At 64.2% G+C, this 16,872-nt stretch carries 13 protein-coding genes and 1 pseudogene; 13 read left to right on the forward strand and 1 reads right to left on the reverse strand.

The window, feature by feature from the left end; all coding sequences use genetic code 11:
• Positions 1 to 175 precede the first annotated feature (175 nt).
• On the reverse strand, positions 176 to 1,165 hold the full coding sequence (locus PSH87_RS05505) for a GntR family transcriptional regulator (RefSeq protein WP_017735344.1): 990 nt from the start codon (positions 1,163 to 1,165) through the stop codon (positions 176 to 178).
• A 337-nt stretch (positions 1,166 to 1,502) separates the two neighbouring features.
• On the opposite strand from PSH87_RS05505, the gene PSH87_RS05510 reads away from it, so the two are divergent.
• From PSH87_RS05510 to PSH87_RS05570, 13 genes and pseudogenes are all read left to right on the forward strand, one after another.
• Positions 1,503 to 2,825, forward strand: coding sequence for an amidase (locus PSH87_RS05510; protein ID WP_305432828.1), 1,323 nt, complete (start codon positions 1,503 to 1,505; stop codon positions 2,823 to 2,825).
• Positions 2,826 to 2,836: 11 nt separating this feature from the next.
• Entirely contained in the window at positions 2,837 to 3,715 is an 879-nt protein-coding gene (locus PSH87_RS05515) for a polysaccharide deacetylase (protein WP_003234086.1), read from the forward strand.
• A gap of 37 nt (positions 3,716 to 3,752) precedes the next feature.
• Positions 3,753 to 5,093, forward strand: coding sequence for an MFS transporter (locus PSH87_RS05520; protein ID WP_017735346.1), 1,341 nt, complete (start codon positions 3,753 to 3,755; stop codon positions 5,091 to 5,093).
• Between the two features lie 10 nt (positions 5,094 to 5,103).
• The gene (locus tag PSH87_RS05525; protein ID WP_305432829.1) at positions 5,104 to 5,865 is read left to right on the forward strand and encodes an SDR family NAD(P)-dependent oxidoreductase; all 762 of its coding nucleotides are present in this window, start codon (positions 5,104 to 5,106) and stop codon (positions 5,863 to 5,865) included.
• Between the two features lie 143 nt (positions 5,866 to 6,008).
• Complete coding sequence (locus PSH87_RS05530) at positions 6,009 to 6,758, forward strand: SDR family NAD(P)-dependent oxidoreductase (RefSeq protein ID WP_305432830.1); 750 nt, start codon at positions 6,009 to 6,011, stop codon at positions 6,756 to 6,758.
• Between the two features lie 13 nt (positions 6,759 to 6,771).
• Positions 6,772 to 7,071: a hypothetical protein gene (locus PSH87_RS05535; protein WP_305432831.1), complete on the forward strand. Its 300-nt coding sequence runs from the start codon at positions 6,772 to 6,774 to the stop codon at positions 7,069 to 7,071.
• The gene (locus PSH87_RS05540; protein ID WP_305432832.1) at positions 7,068 to 8,042 is read left to right on the forward strand and encodes a GTP-binding protein; all 975 of its coding nucleotides are present in this window, start codon (positions 7,068 to 7,070) and stop codon (positions 8,040 to 8,042) included. Before PSH87_RS05535 ends, PSH87_RS05540 begins: the two co-directional genes overlap by 4 nt.
• Positions 8,039 to 9,214 (forward strand): PotD/PotF family extracellular solute-binding protein, encoded by a 1,176-nt coding sequence (locus PSH87_RS05545; RefSeq protein ID WP_305432833.1) that lies wholly within the window; start codon positions 8,039 to 8,041, stop codon positions 9,212 to 9,214. The genes PSH87_RS05540 and PSH87_RS05545 overlap by 4 nt, the downstream gene beginning before the upstream one ends.
• A gap of 744 nt (positions 9,215 to 9,958) precedes the next feature.
• Positions 9,959 to 12,296: pseudogene (locus PSH87_RS05550) on the forward strand (putative bifunctional diguanylate cyclase/phosphodiesterase).
• Positions 12,297 to 12,518: 222 nt separating this feature from the next.
• On the forward strand, positions 12,519 to 13,202 hold the full coding sequence (locus PSH87_RS05555; protein WP_305432834.1) for a methylamine utilization protein: 684 nt from the start codon (positions 12,519 to 12,521) through the stop codon (positions 13,200 to 13,202).
• Positions 13,186 to 15,534 carry a bifunctional diguanylate cyclase/phosphodiesterase gene (locus PSH87_RS05560; RefSeq protein ID WP_305432835.1) on the forward strand — a complete coding sequence of 783 codons (2,349 nt, stop codon included), beginning with the start codon at positions 13,186 to 13,188 and terminating at the stop codon, positions 15,532 to 15,534. The genes PSH87_RS05555 and PSH87_RS05560 overlap by 17 nt, the downstream gene beginning before the upstream one ends.
• Before the next feature lie 11 nt (positions 15,535 to 15,545).
• Positions 15,546 to 16,403: a DUF3034 family protein gene (locus tag PSH87_RS05565; protein ID WP_305432836.1), complete on the forward strand. Its 858-nt coding sequence runs from the start codon at positions 15,546 to 15,548 to the stop codon at positions 16,401 to 16,403.
• Positions 16,403 to 16,822, forward strand: a complete 420-nt coding sequence (locus PSH87_RS05570) for a group 1 truncated hemoglobin (RefSeq protein WP_017738476.1) — start codon at positions 16,403 to 16,405, stop codon at positions 16,820 to 16,822. Before PSH87_RS05565 ends, PSH87_RS05570 begins: the two co-directional genes overlap by 1 nt.
• Positions 16,823 to 16,872 lie beyond the last annotated feature (50 nt).

Raw genomic sequence — 16,872 nt, forward strand, 5'->3', positions numbered from 1 at the left:
TAGCGGTGGTTTCAATGGTCAGGTGAAGTTAGCAACATATTGCATAGTATTTGCCTCAGCACGAACCCTGTGGGAGCTGGCTTGCCTGCGATAGCGGTGTGTCAGTCAATAGATGTATTGGCTGATCCACCGCTATCGCAGGCAAGCCAGCTCCCACATTTGGAATTGAGTGCAGTCAGCTGATTTTGTGGAGGTAGGAGGGCAGGGGTTGCTCCGGTAGCACCGATAACACCTTCAGGCGCTGCAACATCCGCTGCCTGGCCCGCTGCAAATGCTCGCGCAGGTTAAGCGCCGCCGCATCCACCGCCCCATGCAACAACAACTCCAGAATCAAGCGATGCTCGGCCAACATGGCAGGATCCGCGCCGATCCCCAGCAACCGGTAAAAAATCCGGCTGATAATCATCGGGCTCTGCCCCTGGCGGATCAACGCGGCGATCTTGCGGTTCTGCAACCCGGCCAGGCAACGCTGGTGCAAATCCTCTTCGATCTGCTCGATGGCTTCCAGGCTGCACTGCGGGCTGGCCTGCGCGTCCAGCACCCGTTGCAACATCGCTTCCAGCTCCTCGCGGTCCAGGCCCGGTGCGCTCAGGCGCAGGGCTTCGGGTTCCAGGCAGGCGCGCAGTTCGTAGTCTTCGGTGACTTCCCGCGCAGTCAACGGCCCGGCGAGCCATTGGGAGTAGGGCTCCTTTTCCACCAGGCCACGGTCGCGCAGGCGCATCAGCGCCTCACGCACCACGGCGCGGCTGACGCCGTAGTGGTCGGCGGCGGCTTGCTCGTCCAGGCGGTAATGGCCGAAGGCAATGCAGGTGGACAGCGCCGCGCCGATTTCCTCGACGATGCGCTCGCCCAATGGCCGCGTGTCCACCAGCTCGGCTTCGCCATTGAGCCCCAGGTGCGCATGGCTCAAGGGCAGGCGCAGCGGCTCCAGCGCCAGGCCCTCGGGGTTGATCAGGTAACCCCGGCCGTTGAAGCGGCAGATCAAGCCTTCGTCGTGCAGCAGGTCCAGGGCCTTGCGCACCGGCACGCGGCTGGTGCCGAACAATTCGGCCAGCGGCGCTTCCAGCAACACCAGGCCATGGCGGGCCGTGCCGTTGACGATCGCGTCACGCAATACCTGGTGAATCATCGCGTAGCGCGAGGCCGAGGCAGACACTGCTTTCATTGCTTTCTCAGGGGCTTGTAGGACGGTGGCCGGGGATTCTCTCATAAGTTGTGCCTGTCACCCTGCGCCACGTCGGTGGCACTTTTTTGGGGCTGGGAATGTAGGAATGTTACTTTTCTGCACCAAAATGTACTTATTCATAAAAGATACATTATTTCATTCAAGGCCTGGCGCCGGCTCCAGTCAAACTATTTTTCCCGCTATCCACGCTATCTATCCCGTAGCTCTGGGCGAAAAACCCGGGTTTGGCAAAACCCTTGCCGCAGAGACTGGCACGAAAGCTGCCTTTATAAAATGTACATTTTATTAATAAGTACGTTTTGTGAGGGTCATCTTGATGTCAGACGCCACTTCCATGGCCGAGGATTTCGCCAGCGGTCGCAGCGACCCGGTGCAGGTGCTTGAGCAGGCACTTGTCCACGCGAGCATGGCCCCCAGCGTATTTATCTCCCTGACCGCCGAGCGTGCCCGCCGCGAGGCCGAAGCCTCGGCCGCGCGCTGGCGGGCCGGCCAGCCGTTGAGCGTGTTCGATGGCGTGCCGCTGGTCTGGAAAGACCTGTTCGACGTGGCCGGCAGCATCACCACGGCGGGCGCCGCTTACCGCCGCAACGCGCCGGCAGCCTCTCTCGATGCGCCCAGCGTCGGCCTGTTGTGCCGCGCGGGGATGGTCAGCGTGGGCAAGACCAACCTCAGCGAGCTGGCCTATTCCGGCCTGGGCCTGAACCCGCATTTCGGCACGCCGTTCAACCCCCACAGCAGCGATCAAGCGCGGATTCCCGGCGGTTCGTCATCGGGTTCGGCGGTCGCCGTGGCCGCCGGGATCGTACCGATTGCCATGGGCACCGACACCGCCGGTTCGATCCGCATCCCCGCCGCGCTGAATGGCCTGGTGGGTTACCGCAGCAGCAGTCGGCGCTACAGCCGCGACGCGGTGTTCCCGTTGTCGCGCACCCTCGACAGCCTCGGCCCGCTGACCCGCAGCGTGCGCGACGCGTTGGCCATCGACGATTTGCTCCATGGCCGCCGCCAGGTCCACACGCCCCGCAGCCTCAAGGGCCAGCGTTTTGTGCTGGCGCAGCAAGACGTCGAACCGGCCGTGCGCGACAACCTGCTGCGCGCCGTCGAGCAACTGCAAGGCGCCGGCGCAATCATCGAAGAACGTGAATGCCCGACGTTCCAGGCCACCCTGGCGTTGATCCGCGACCACGGCTGGCTCGGCTCCTTCGAAGCCTTCGCCCTGCACGAAGCGCTGCTCGACAGCCCCGACGCCGAGCACCTCGACCCCCGCGTGCGCCGCCGCCTCGAGGCCGCGCGCGCGCTGCCCGCCAGCCAATTGCTGTACCTGATCGAAGCCCGCCGCCGCCTGCAACAGCAACTGCTCGACGACCTCGACGGCGCCCTCTTGATCACCCCCACCGTCGCCCATGTCGCGCCGCCCCTGGCGCCGCTGGAAGCCGACGATGACCTGTTCATCCACACCAACCTCGCCACCCTGCGCCTGACCATGCCCGGCAGTTTCCTGGACATGCCCGGCGTGAACCTGCCCAGCGGCCGCGATGCCCTGGGCCTGCCCACCGGGCTGCTGCTCAGCGCCCCGACGGGGGAAGACGCTCGCCTGTTGCGCGCCGCGTTGTCCGTCGAATCCGCAATGACTATTTAAGGAGACACACCATGGCTAAAGACATCCTCTGTGCATTTGGCGTCGACGTTGACGCGGTCGCCGGCTGGCTCGGTTCCTACGGCGGCGAAGACTCGCCCGACGACATCTCCCGCGGCCTGTTCGCCGGTGAAATCGGCGCGCCACGCCTGCTCAAATTGTTCGAACGCTACGGCCTGCGCACCACCTGGTTTATCCCCGGCCACTCGATGGAAACCTTCCCCGAGCAGATGAAGGCCGTGGCCGACGCCGGCCACGAAATCGGCGTGCACGGCTACAGCCACGAAAACCCCATCGCCATGACCGCCGAGCAAGAGGAAATCGTCCTCGATAAATCCATCGAACTGATCACCCAGGTCACCGGCAAACGCCCGACCGGCTACGTCGCGCCGTGGTGGGAATTCAGCAAGGTCACCAACGAGCTGCTGTTGAAAAAAGGTATCAAGTACGACCACAGCCTGATGCACAACGACTTCCACCCCTACTATGTACGCAAGGGCGACAGCTGGACCAAGATCGACTACAGCCAGCACCCCGATACCTGGATGAAACCCCTGGTGCGCGGCGAAGAAACCGACCTGGTGGAGATCCCGGCCAACTGGTACCTCGACGACCTGCCGCCGATGATGTTTATCAAGAAAGCCCCCAACAGCCACGGCTTCGTCAACCCGCGTCACCTCGAAGAAATGTGGCGCGACCAGTTCGACTGGGTCTACCGCGAACACGAACACGCGGTGTTCACCATGACCATTCACCCCGACGTTTCCGGCCGCCCGCAAGTGCTGCTGATGCTGGAGCGCCTGATCGAACACATCCAGAGCCATGCCGGCGTGCGCTTCGTCACCTTCGACGAAATCGCCGATGACTTTATCCGCCGTCAACCGCGTACCTGACCCTTAAAAAACAGCCCCCATCCCTGAGGCGCGACCCATGTCCATCTACAACAAGCTTGACCTGACCGGCTGGAAACCCCGGCAACTGACCTCCAAGGAAGTGCGCTTCGCCACCTGGATCGCGTTTTTCGCCTGGGTGTTTGCGGTGTACGACTTCATCCTCTTCGGCACCTTGCTGCCGGAAATCGGCCGGCACTTTGGCTGGGGTGAAGTGGAGCAAGCCGAGATCGCGACATGGGTGGCGGTGGGTACCGCCGTAGTCGCCCTGGCCATCGGCCCTATCGTCGATAAATTGGGGCGCCGCAAGGGCATCATTTTTACCGTGGCAGGTTCTGCACTGTGCTCGGCGCTGACTGCAATCGGCGGCGCGTGGGGCAAGTCGCCGCTGATCCTGATCCGTTCGCTGGGCGGCCTGGGCTATGCCGAGGAAACCGTCAACGCCACCTATTTGACCGAGCTGTACGGCGCGTCGGAAGACCCGCGCCTGACCAAGCGCCGTGGTTTTATCTACAGCCTGGTGCAGGGCGGCTGGCCGGTCGGGGCGTTGATCGCTGCCGGTTTGACCGCGTTGCTGCTGCCGATCATCGGCTGGCAGGGCTGCTTCATCTTCGCCGCGATCCCGGCGATCGTGATTGCGATCATGGCGCGCAAGCTCAAGGAAAGCCCGCAGTTCCAGATCCACGAACGCATCAGCCAACTGCGCAAAAGTGGCGCGGTGACGGAAGCACAGAACGTCGCCGTGACCTACGGCGTGGACTACGACGAACACAGCAAGGCCGGTCTCAAGGCCGCGTTCCGTGGCCCGGCCCGCCGCGCCACCCTGGTGATCGGCGCCGCGCTGTTGCTCAACTGGGCGGCGATCCAGGTGTTCAGCGTGCTCGGTACCTCGGTGATCGTCAGCGTGCACCACATTTCGTTCGAGAACTCGCTGATCATCCTCGTGCTGTCGAACCTGGTGGGTTACTGCGGCTACCTCAGCCACGGCTGGATGGGCGACAAGATCGGCCGTCGCAACGTTATCGGCCTGGGCTGGATGCTCGGCGGCCTGGCGTTCGCCGGCATGTTGTTCGGCCCGAGCAACATGGCGATGGTGGTCGGGCTGTACAGCCTGGGCCTGTTCTTCCTGATCGGGCCGTACTCGGCGGCGCTGTTCTTTATCAGCGAAAGCTTCCCCACCAGCATCCGTGCCACCGGCGGCGCGATCATCCACGCCATGGGCCCGATTGGTGCGGTGGTCGCAGGGTTTGGCGCGACCCAGGTGTTGTCCGCCGGCAGCGACTGGCAGACCGCCGCGCTGTGGTTCGGTGCGGTGCCGTGCTTCCTGTCCGGCATGTTGATGTTCGCCGCGCGCCATGTGCGCCCGGAAACCGTTCAGTAAGGAGTGTGTGATGAGCCGTAAAGTTGCCTTGATTACCGGCGCCGCCAGCGGCATCGGCCAAGCCCTCGCCGTGGCCTATGCGCGAGTCGGTGTGGCGGTGGTCGGCGGGTATTACCCGGCCGATCCCCATGACCCTCAAACCACCGTCGCGTTGGTGGAAGAAGCCGGCGGCGAATGCCTGATGCTGCCGCTGGACGTCGGCAGCACGGCCTCGGTGGACGCCTTGGCCGAGCAAGCCGTGCAGCACTTCGGCCGCCTCGACTACGCCGTGGCCAACGCCGGTTTGCTGCGTCGTGCGCCGCTGCTGGAAATGACCGACGCGCTGTGGGACGAGATGCTCAATGTCGACCTGACGGGGGTGATGCGCACCTTCCGTGCGGCCGCCCGGCACATGAACGAAGGCGGCGCGCTGGTGGCGATTTCATCGATTGCCGGTGGCGTGTATGGCTGGCAGGAACACAGCCATTACGCAGCGGCCAAGGCCGGCGTGCCGGGGTTGTGCCGCTCGCTGGCGGTGGAATTGGCGGCCCAGGGCATTCGTTGCAATGCGGTGATCCCGGGGTTGATCGAGACGCCGCAGTCGCTGGATGCGAAGAACTCGCTGGGGCCGGAAGGCCTGGCGAAAGCCGCGCGGGCGATTCCGCTGGGGCGGGTAGGCCGGGCGGATGAAGTGGCGTCGTTGGTGCAGTTCTTGACCAGTGATGCGTCGAGTTACCTCACCGGCCAAAGCATCATCATCGACGGCGGCTTGACCGTGCGCTGGCCTGATTAATAACGAATGTACTCGGTCCAAATGTGGGAGCTGGCTTGCCTGCGATAGCGGTGGGTCAGCAGCACATGTATTTACTGAACCACCGCCATCGCAGGCAAGCCAGCTCCCACAGGGAACCGGTGTTTGTCTGAGGAGATTTGTATATGCCTGAACTCACTCATCGCCGCGCCGTCATCACCGGCGCCGGCAGCGGCATCGGCGCTGCCATCGCCCGCGCCTACGCCGCCGAAGGCGCACGCCTGGTACTGGCCGACCGCAACGCCGCGAGCCTCGCCGACACCGCGATCACCTGCCGCAACCTCGGTGCCGAAGTCGTCGAATGCCTGGCCGACGTCGGCACCGTCGAAGGCGCCCAGGCCAGTGTGGATACCTGCGTCGAGCAGTTCGGCGGCATCGATATCCTGGTCAACAACGCCGGCATGCTCACCCAGGCGCGGTGTGTCGACCTGTCCATCGAGATGTGGAACGACATGCTGCGCGTCGACCTCACCAGCGTGTTCGTCGCCAGCCAGCGCGCCTTGCCGCACATGCTGGCGCAGCGCTGGGGCCGCATCATCAACGTCGCCTCGCAACTGGGGATCAAGGGCGGCGCCGAGCTGACTCACTACGCCGCCGCCAAAGCCGGGGTGATCGGCTTTACCAAGTCCCTCGCGCTGGAAGTGGCCAAGGACAATGTGCTGGTCAACGCCATCGCCCCCGGCCCGATTGAAACGCCGTTGGTGGGCGGCATCAGTGATGACTGGAAACGCGCCAAGGCCAAGGAATTGCCCCTGGGCCGCTTCGGCCTGGCCGATGAAGTGGCGCCCACCGCCGTGCTGCTGGCCAGCGAACCGGGTGGCAATCTGTTCGTCGGCCAGACCCTCGGCCCGAACTCCGGCGACGTCATGCCATGAGCGGGGTGTAGCCATGTGCGGACTCTGCGGGCTGCTCGGCGAAGACCTGCACTGGAGCGACCCCCTGGGCGATGAAGTGCCCCGGCGCCGAGAACGCCTGCGCCGGATCGCGGCGATCAACCAGGTACTGGCGGTGTTCCGACTCAAGGTCGAAGACTTCCAGGGTGCCTCGTACCTGTTGCTCGGCGCCACCGGCAAGCAGGAATTGGCCAGCGGCCTGGATCAACTGTGGCAGGCCGCCGAAACCATGCTCGGCCGCCCGCTGGACCCGCTCGATCCAACCCTGCTGGATCACTTGGAGTCAGCCCCATGAGCATCGCCCTGAATGTAATCACCGGCTTCCTCGGCAGCGGCAAAACCACCTTGCTCAAGCGCCTGCTGCAAGGCGAAAGCCTCGGCGACACGGCATTGCTGATCAATGAATTCGGCGACGTCGGCATCGACCATCTGCTGGTGGAAGAGGTCGCGCCGGACACCGTGCTGCTGCCCAGCGGCTGCGTGTGCTGCTCGATTCGCGGCGAGTTGAAGGACGCGCTGCTCGGCCTGTTGCAACGCCGCGAGCGCGGGGAAATCCCGGCCTTCAAACGGGTGATCCTGGAAACCACTGGCCTGGCCGACCCGGCGCCGATCCTCGCCACCCTGAACAACGACGTGCAGTTGCGCGGGCGCTTTCATATCGGCCTGGTCATCACCCTGGTGGACGCCAGCCACGCCACGCTGCAAGAACGTTTGCACCCGGAATGGCTGGCCCAGGTCGCGGCGGCGGATCGCCTGCTGTTGAGCAAGACCGACCTGGCCGGCGACAGCACCGCGCTGCGCGCGCACTTGCAGGCGCTCAACGCCGGCACGCCGATCCTCGATACCCAGGACATCCACAGCGGCGAGCAACTGCTGCTCGGCGAAGGCCTGCGCAGCGCCGAACCCGCTGTCGAAGTCAGCCGCTGGCAGCTGCATCAACCCATCACCGCCACCCACGGCGCCGCGCAAGTGTGCTGTCTGACCTTCGACCAGCCGCTGGATTGGGTCGGCTTCGGGGTGTGGCTGTCGATGCTGTTAAGATGCCACGGCGAACGAATCCTCCGGGTCAAAGGACTGCTCAACGTGAACGCCAGCAACGCCCCCATCGTCATTCATGGCGTGCAGCACTGCCTGCATGCCCCGGTGCACTTGCCTGCATGGCCGGGCAACGATCGCCAATCGCGCCTGGTCTTTATCCTGCGTGGCCTCGACCCGGCGCAGCTGCGCCGCTCGTTCGACGTGTTCTCGCGACGGTTCGCGCCATGATTACCCTGCGTGTCCTTGGCACGTCGGTGACCTTGCTGGAATGCCTGCGCGTACGCGCCGAGCAGGAGCTGGGCATTCGCCTGGTGTATCAGGTGCACGATGTCGAACAGGCCCAGCGCATCGCGGTGATGCAGCCCGACAGCTACGACCTGTATGACCAGTGGTTCCACAACGTCGATTTCGTCTGGCCGGCGCGGGCGATCCAGCCCATCGACACGCGGCGCATTGCGCTGTGGCACGAGATCAACGACCTGCCCAAGCGCGGCCGCCTGTCGCCGGATGACCGCCTCGGCAGCGGCAGCGTGCCCAGCGAGCGCCTCTTCGTGCAGCACGACGGCAGCCTCGGCAGCACCGTCACCGAACGCATCAGCATGCTGCCCCTGACCCACAACGCCGACAGCTTTGCCTACCGCCCCGAGCGCCTGCCCGACGGCTTTTGCCACGGCAATGAAAGCTGGGGCTGGCTGCTCGACCCGGCCTGGAGCGCACGCACCGCGCTGCAAAGCGACGCCGCCATCGGCGCCCTGGATGCCGCGCTGGCGGTGCAGGGCGCGGGGCTCGCGCAGTTCAAGGACATCGGCAACATGAGCATCGAAGAGATCGACGTGCTCGCCGACATCCTCGTGCGCAAACAAAAGGAAGGCCACTTCGCCGCCTTCTGGTCGGATGACGAAGAGGCCGCGCAATTGATGCTCAGCCCGAGCATCGACATCCAGAGCCTGTGGTCGCCGACCCTGATGCGCCTGCACCGCGCCGGGGTGAAATACCGCCTGGCGGTGCCGCGTGAAGGCTACCGCGCCTGGTTCGGCGGCTTGTCCCTGTCGCGCCATGCCCAGGGGCCGGTGCTGGATGCGGCCTACGCCTACCTCAACTGGTGGCTGTCCGGCTGGCCCGGCGCGGTGATGGCGCGCCAGGGTTACTACATCGGCAACCCGGCGCGCAGCCGCGACCACCTGAGCAGCGCCGAGTGGGATTACTGGTACGCCGGCCAGCCTGCGCGGGAAGAGCTGCTCGGCAGTGACGGCCTGCCGTTGATCGATATCGGCGAAGTGCGTGATGGCGGGTCTTATGAACAGCGCATGGGGCACATCGCGGTGTGGAACTCGGTGATGGATGAGCACAACTATTTGGTGCGGCGTTGGGGCGACTTCATGCGTGCACGGGGCGCCTGACTCAATAGAGGAGTGAGCTTGGCTTATGTGGGAGCTGGCTTGCCTGCGATAGCGATGTGTTAGGCGCTGAGGCTTTTTGATCGGAGTACATATCCGTTATTTAGGTAACGGCTGCTTAGGGTTCCGCTCTTACAGCGGCTCACTTTTGGAAGGACCCAAAAGTAAGCAAAAGGTCCTCGCCCCACCACTCGGCACCTCGCCTAGGCTCGGTGTGCCCGAACGCAGGCTTGAATCCGTGGGCCGCCGTCATGGGCCATCCTTGGCCCAGGACGGCTAACCCGGCGTCCTGCCGGGTTACCCACGAATTCAAGCCTGCGTTCGGCCAGCGTGGTTAACGGGGCGCCCAAGATCAAAAGCCAAATCAAAAGCCAGAGCCAGAGCTTCGGGTTTTGTCAGGTCTAGTAGTTGTGTTGGCTGACCCACCGCAATCGCGGGCAAGCCCGCTCCCACATTGGATCTTCATCGTTCTGCTGGATTGATCGTTCCCACGCTCCGCGTGGGAACGCCTCCACGGGCGCTCCGCGCCCCGGCAAAGCCCAAAGTCAAGCGCGTGCCGCCAATAACTTGACAGAAATATTCCTTGTTTTATTGGGTGTACTTATCCCAGCTCCCAGCTAATCTGCTTAAATCGAATGTCCAATGCAAATGGATGTTTTTTTGACGCCGAGTCAGCAGTTGCCAGGGAAGCCTATGACACAGGGACGTAGTGGCAGAAACAGACGCACCCTGCCAGAGGGCACAGCGATGAGGTGGCGCCATACGTTCCAGACCCGTATCGCCGGGGTGCTCGCGCTGTTGCTGTTGGTGGTGGTCGCGGCCACCTACTTCGCCGTCAAGACCGCCACCACCCGTGCCGTGGAGAACCAGGCCGAGGTCCAGCTGGAGACCGGCAGCCAGGTGTTCGAGCGCCTGCTCGACCTGCGCGGCCGCCGCCTGCAATACGGGCTGGACTGGCTGACGGCGGACGAGCCCTTCAAGCAAGCGGTGACCGAAGGCAAGCCTGCGCCGATCCTGGCGGCGCTGGACCGCCACGGCACCGGTATCGGTTCCAGCGAAGTGTTTGTGTTGGGCCTCGACGGCAACGTGATGGTCAGCACCCTGCCACTGTTCTCCCGCGGCACGCCGTTCCCCCAGGGCAACGCCTTGCGCCATGCGCGCCGCAGTGGCCTGCAAATGCTCATCGTGGCCATGGATGGGCGACCGTACCTGCTGGTGCAAAAGGACGTCTTCAATCCGCAGCCCGTGGCGCGCGTTGTCATGGGCTTTCCGATGGACGCGCAGTTTGCCAACGAACTGCGTTCCATGAGCAACCTGGAAGTGTCGTTCCTCGCCGTGCAGGACGGCCGCCCCGGGCCGTTGTTCACCACGCAGCCCGATGCAGTGCAGCTCGATATCGTCGCTACGCTGCGCCAGGCGCAGGTCAGCAGCGAGGCCTACATCGAAGGTTTCCACGGCCAGCGCATGCTCAACCAGGTACTGTCGCTGGCCAACACCGGCGAAGGGGATGAGGTGCGGGTGCTGCTGCAAAGCCCGCTGGATCATGTGTTGGAATCCTTTGCGCCGCTGGACCGGCAGTTCCTCGGGATTGCCCTGGCCGTCTTGGTGGTGTCGCTGGCCGGTGCGCTGTTGCTGGCACGGCGCGTGTCGAGCCCGTTGAATGCGCTGGTGGAAGCGGCCGAGCGTATTGGTGCCGGCGACTACCGCACGCCGGTGCGGGTGCGCAGCCACGATGAATTCGGCCTGCTGGCCCGCGCCTTCAATGCCATGCAAAGCGGCATCGCCGTGCGCGAGCGGCAACTGGCGCACAACGCCTTGCATGACCCGCTCACCGGCCTGCCCAACCGCGCGCTGGCCATGGAGCGCCTGGGCAGTGCGATCAGTGCGCGCCGGCCCGTGGTGTTGCTGTACGTGGGCATCGAAAACTACCGGGTGATTAACGAAGGCTTCGGCCCGCAAGGCGTGGAAGAAATGCTGCGCGAAGCCAGCCGCTGCTTGTCCATTGAGCCTGCTGGCCAGCGACACCGCCGCCCGCATCACCGGCAGTGAGTTCCTGGTGCTGCTGGAAAACACCGAGATCGACCGCGCCGTCGCACGCGCCGACCGCCTCTACGCGCTGCTCACCGAAACCCAGCGCATCGGCCATGACGAAGTGCGCCATGAAGTCAGCATCGGCATCGCCGCGTACCCCGCCGATGGCCAGCAGGTGGAAGAGTTGATAAGCCGCGCCGCGATTGCCCGGCACGATGCGGCGAGCCTGCCGGGGCATTTGCAGATCTACCAACAGCACCGCGAACTGGCCCACCAACGCCAGATCACCTTGATCCGCGACCTGCGCCGCGCCGTGGTCGAGGGCGAATTGTTCCTGTGCTACCAACCCAAGCTCGACCTCAACCACGGGCATGTGCGCCAGGCCGAAGCCTTGCTGCGCTGGCAGCATCCGACCCTGGGCCAGGTCTCGCCCGCCGAATTCATTCCCCTGGCCGAACGCACCGGCAGCATGGGCAGCCTGACCCTGTGGGTGATCGAAGAAGCGATCCGCCAGATCGGCGAGTGGGGGCAGCGGGGGTTGCATATCCAGCTGTCGGTGAATATTTCCGTGGACGACCTGGCCGATGATGACCTGGCGATTCGCGTCACCGCGTTGTTGATGCAATACGCAGTGGCGGCCGAGCAACTGATTTTCGAGATCACCGAAAGCGCGATCATGCACAACCCGCAACAGGCGCTGAACGTGCTGGAGCAACTGCGCGGCTGCGGCATCAGCCTGTCGGTGGACGACTACGGCACCGGTTATTCGTCCCTCGCCCAATTGCAGCGCCTGCCGGTGCAGGAGTTGAAGATCGACCAATCATTCGTGCGCAACCTCGACAGCACCAGCGGCGACGGGGTGATCGTGCGCTCCACCATCGAGATGAGCCACAACCTGGGGCTCAAGGTGGTGGCCGAAGGCGTGGAGTTCGCGCCGAGCCTGAAGCTGCTCAAGCAGTGGAAGTGCGACACCGCCCAGGGTTACCTGATCAGCCGGCCGTTGAACGCCATGGCGTTCGAGATGTGGATGCGCCGCGAGCGGGTGCCGCTCTAGAAAAGGCCTTTGCCGCGCCTACAGATTCTGTGGGTCGCGCCGATAAGCTCTACATACCTTGACCGGTTGCATAGGTTTTTGCCGACCAACGGTCAGGCTTTGCGCTAAAATCAATGATGGCAATTTGCCTTGTTTGCGGCATCATCTGCGGTGTGACACGTATTGCCCCAGTTTCAGTGCCAAGGCAGGCCGCCTATTTTTCTATTGCCGCGCGGACCCTTGATGAATCGGATTTTCCTGCAATTTTCCTTCGCCGCCTTGCTGCTCTCGGCCCATGACCTGGCGCGCGCGGCGACCCTTGACGTGATGCTGCGCCAGGCCGACCAGACACCGGTCAGCGACGCCGTGGTCACCCTGCAAGGCCCGGTCGGCGCGCCGGTCGGTGCGCTCAAGGCCGACATGGACCAACGCGGCCAGAAGTTCGCGCCCCATGTGCTGGCGGTGCACACCGGCACCCAGGTGCGTTTCCCCAACAGCGACAACATCCGTCACCAGGTCTATTCGTTTTCGCCAGCCAAGCGCTTCGAACTGCGCCTGTACGAAGGCACGCCCACCGACCCGTTGCTGTTCGACAAGCCCGGCGTGGTGGTGCTCGGCTGCAATATTCACGACTGGATGCTCGGCTACATCTACGTCACCGACGACCCACGCTTCGGCGTCAGCGATGCCCAGGGCCACGTGCGCCTGGACAACCTGCCGGCCGGCGCCTACCACGTCACCCTGTGGCACCCGCAATTGGCCGACATGCAACCGCTGGACGGCGGCACGCTGAACATTCCGGCAGCCGGCCTGAGCCACGCCGTGCAACTGAGCCTGGAACCACCGTCCGCCGACCTGCCGCCCACACCCACGCCAACCGCGTTTGGCGATGCCTTCAACCGAGCCGCCCGTGAAACTGCGCAGTAGTTTCCAGGCGCGTGTCGCCAGTGTGCTGATCCTGCTGTTGCTGGTGGTGATCGGCGCGCTGTACTTCAGCGTGAAAGCGGCGACGGGCGACGCCGTGCGCAGCCAGGCCAAGGCGCAACTGGACGTCGGCGCGCGGGTGTTCGAACGCTTGCTCGACGTGCGCGGCCGGCGCCTGGCCGATGGTGTGCAACTGCTGGCGGCAGACTTCGGTTTTCGCGATGCAGTGGCCAGCGGCGATTCGGCGACCATGCGCTCGGTGCTGTTCAACCACGGCAAGCGCATCAATGCCAGCGACATGATCCTGCTGGGCATGGATGGCACTGTCCTCGCCAGTACCCTCGATGATGTCCCCGAGGGTTCGATTTTTCGTTACGACCAGGCCCTGCGTGACGCACGGCGCAATCGCCAGACCATGTTGATGGTGCCGCTGCAAGGCATGCCGCACCTGTTGGTAGAAGCGCCGGTGCTGGCGCCGCTGCCGATTGCGCGGGTGGTGATGGGCTTGCGCATGGACAGCGCGTTCGCCGAAGAGCTGCGTTCGCTGAGCAACCTGGAAGTGTCGTTCCTGACCATCGACCGCCAGCAACCGGGGGAGTTGGTCAGCACCCAACCCCAGGTGCTGCGCGACAGCCTCACCAACCTGATGCTGGAGCAGGGCCGCCAACACGGCGTGGCCACCACCGAGCACCTGGAACACAGTTTTCTTAGCCAGTCGCTGGTGTTGGCCAGCGATGCCGACGGCCAGGTCCTGGCCTTGTTGCAGAGCCCGTTGGACGCGGCGATGCAGGCCTTTGCGCCGTTGGATGAAAAGATCCTCGGCATTGCCTTGATCGCGTTGATTGCCTCGCTGATCGGTGCCTTGCTGCTGGCCCGTGGCGTGTCGCGCCCGGTGCAGGCCCTGGCCCTCGCGGCCGAGCGCATCGGCCAGGGCGACTACCAGACGCCCGTGGTGTTGCCGCGCAGCGACGAACTGGGGCGCCTGGCCAACGCGGTCAACTCGATGCAAAGCGGCATCGCCGAACGTGAACAGCAACTGGCGCACAACGCCTTGCATGATCGCCTCACCGGCTTGCCCAACCGCGCGCTGGCCATGGAACGCCTGGGCAGTGCCATCGCCACGCACCGGCCAATGGCGCTGATTTACCTGGGCATCGACAACCTGCGCGCCGCCAGCGAAACCGCCGGGCCGGATGCGGTGGACCAGCTGTTGCTGGAAGTCAGCCGCAGCCTGCAAGCCGCGCTGCGCCCCGGCGATACCCTGGCGCATTTGATCGCCGACGAATTTTTGCTGCTGCTCGAAGGCGCCGGCTGCGACGAAGCGGTGGGCCTGGCCGACCAGTTGCAACAGGCGCTGCTGCGCCCGCGCCGCATCAACGGCCACGACCTGGCGCTGGATTGCCGACTCGGCATTGCCGCTTATCCAGCCGACGGCGAAAGCGCGCACACCTTGTTGGAGCGGGCGGCGATTGCGATGAAAGACGCCGCACAAATACCCGGCCGCTTGCAGATCTACGAGCACGGCCGCGACCTCGCGCACCGTCGCCAGATCACCCTGATCCGCGACCTGCGCCACGCGCCCAACCAAGGCCAGTTGCTGCTGCATTACCAACCGAAACTCGACATCCGCCAGGGCCACGTACGCCAGGCCGAAGCCTTGTTGCGCTGGCAGCACCCGCTGTTCGGCATGGTCTCGCCGGCAGAATTCATCCCCTTGGCCGAACGCTCGGGCAGCATTCAGTTGTTGACCCACTGGGTGATCGAGGAGGGCATTCGCCAACTGTGCGAATGGAACCGGCGTGGCCTGTGCCTGCAACTGTCGTTGAACATCTCGGCGGATGATTTGCTCGGTGACGAACTGGCCCATCGGGTCTCGGCGCTATTGCGTCGTTATGGTTTGCCGGCCGAACAACTGCTGTTCGAAATCACCGAAAGCGCGGTGATGCGCGAGCCGGAAAAAGCCCTGAAAGTCCTGCACCTGCTGCGCGATTGCGGCATCAGCCTGTCGGTGGATGACTTCGGCACCGGCTACTCGTCGCTGGCGCACCTCAAGCGCCTGCCGGTGCAAGAGCTGAAGATCGACCAATCCTTTGTGCGCAACCTTGATGAAACCAGTGAAGACGCCGTGATCGTGCGCTCCACCATCGAGATGAGCCACAACCTGGGCCTCAAGGTGGTTGCCGAGGGCGTCGAATACGCCCACAGCCTGCGCCTGCTGGAACGCTGGCAGTGCGACACGGCCCAGGGCTACCTGATCAGTCGGCCGTTGAGCGCCGACGCTTTCGAAGCCTGGGTGGCCTTGCCCCTCAGTGCGCAAACTTCCCTGGTTCATTGAGTGGCTTACGCGTGCGTTGTTCTTTTCTGATCGGTTGCCTTGGCGCCCTGACCCTGCAAACGGCGCTGGCCGACAGCGGCCGCCTGATCGCCACCGGTGGCGCCAGCAGCATCGAAGGCACGGCGGGCGGCGGGATCACGCCGTGGGCGGTGCTGGCCGGCTACGGCGAAAAACACGAATGGGGCGCCACGGCCTTCGCCACCACGGTCAACCTGCCGGACTATCGGCTGGACGTGGCCGGGTTGGCGCTGGCCTATGACAACCGCGTCGAAGTGTCTTTCGCCCGCCAGCGTTTCGATCTCGGCACCTTGGTGCACAAGCTCAACCTGCCCGAAGACAACCTCGGCCAGGACGTGCTGGGCCTCAAGGTGCGGTTGTTTGGCGATGTGATCTACGACGATTTGCCCCAAGTTTCGCTGGGCCTGGAATACAAGCACCAGACCAATTTCGACATCCCCAAGCAGGTGGGCGCCAAGCGCAACAGCGACGTCGAAGGCTACCTCGCCGCTAGCCGCCTGTTCATGGGCGCGGCCTTTGGCTACAACGTGCTGGTCAACGGCAGCCTGCGCTACAGCCGCGCCAACGAAACCGGCCTGCTCGGCTTTGGCGGCGACCGCCGTGACAGCCGCAGCCTGCTCAAGGAAGGCTCGGTGGCGCTGCTGTTCAACCCGCGCTGGGCGCTGGGCGTGGAATACCGTGAAAAGCCCGACAACCTGTCGTTTGCCGGTGAGAGCGATTGGGCCGATGTGTTTGTCGGCTACTTCCCGAACAAGCATGTGTCGTTTGTATTGGCCTACGCGCGCCTTGGTGAAATCGCCACGCTGGACAAGCAGAACGGCACTTATCTGTCCGTGCAGGGGAGTTTCTGATGCGCTGGTTACCGCTGGTTCTCGTCGTGTGCCTCAGTGCCTGCGCGCAACAACCGCCAAAGGATGACAGCCTGTACCGCGAGCTGGGCGCCATGCCCGGCATCACGCGGATTGTCGAAGGCCTGTTGCTGAACATCGCCCGCGATGAACGCATCGTCGAGCGGTTTCGGCGGATTGATATCCAGCGGCTGCGCAACAAGCTGATCGAACAGTTCTGCGTGGAGGCGGGCGGGCCGTGCACCTATACCGGGGACAGCATGGCGGAGAGTCACAAGGGGCAGAATGTGAGCCGCAGTGACTTTAATGCGTTGGTGGAAGACTTGATCAAGGCGATGGACCAAGAGGGGATTTCGGTGCCGGTACAGAATCGCCTGATCGCCCGGTTGGCGGTGATGCGCGCAGAAGTGATCGAACACTGACCCCCCAGACAATGATGTCCAAATGTGGGAGCAGGCAAGCCAGCTCCCAC

Origin of the sequence: Pseudomonas sp. FP453, assembly GCF_030687495.1 — a bacterium.
In the GTDB taxonomy this organism is placed as follows: Bacteria; Pseudomonadota; Gammaproteobacteria; order Pseudomonadales; family Pseudomonadaceae; genus Aquipseudomonas.

Excerpts from the sequence above, each read along its gene's own strand:
- PSH87_RS05520 (WP_017735346.1), top strand. The coding sequence starts at position 3,753 with ATGTCCATCTACAACAAGCTTGACCTGACCGGCTGGAAACCCCGGCAA.
- PSH87_RS05570 (WP_017738476.1), top strand. The coding sequence starts at position 16,403 with ATGCGCTGGTTACCGCTGGTTCTCGTCGTGTGCCTCAGTGCCTGCGCG.
- PSH87_RS05525 (WP_305432829.1), top strand. The coding sequence starts at position 5,104 with ATGAGCCGTAAAGTTGCCTTGATTACCGGCGCCGCCAGCGGCATCGGC.
- PSH87_RS05530 (WP_305432830.1), top strand. The coding sequence starts at position 6,009 with ATGCCTGAACTCACTCATCGCCGCGCCGTCATCACCGGCGCCGGCAGC.
- PSH87_RS05540 (WP_305432832.1), top strand. The coding sequence starts at position 7,068 with ATGAGCATCGCCCTGAATGTAATCACCGGCTTCCTCGGCAGCGGCAAA.
- PSH87_RS05510 (WP_305432828.1), top strand. The coding sequence starts at position 1,503 with ATGTCAGACGCCACTTCCATGGCCGAGGATTTCGCCAGCGGTCGCAGC.
- PSH87_RS05555 (WP_305432834.1), top strand. The coding sequence starts at position 12,519 with ATGAATCGGATTTTCCTGCAATTTTCCTTCGCCGCCTTGCTGCTCTCG.
- PSH87_RS05505 (WP_017735344.1), bottom strand. The coding sequence starts at position 1,165 with ATGAAAGCAGTGTCTGCCTCGGCCTCGCGCTACGCGATGATTCACCAG.
- PSH87_RS05515 (WP_003234086.1), top strand. The coding sequence starts at position 2,837 with ATGGCTAAAGACATCCTCTGTGCATTTGGCGTCGACGTTGACGCGGTC.
- PSH87_RS05535 (WP_305432831.1), top strand. The coding sequence starts at position 6,772 with ATGTGCGGACTCTGCGGGCTGCTCGGCGAAGACCTGCACTGGAGCGAC.
- PSH87_RS05545 (WP_305432833.1), top strand. The coding sequence starts at position 8,039 with ATGATTACCCTGCGTGTCCTTGGCACGTCGGTGACCTTGCTGGAATGC.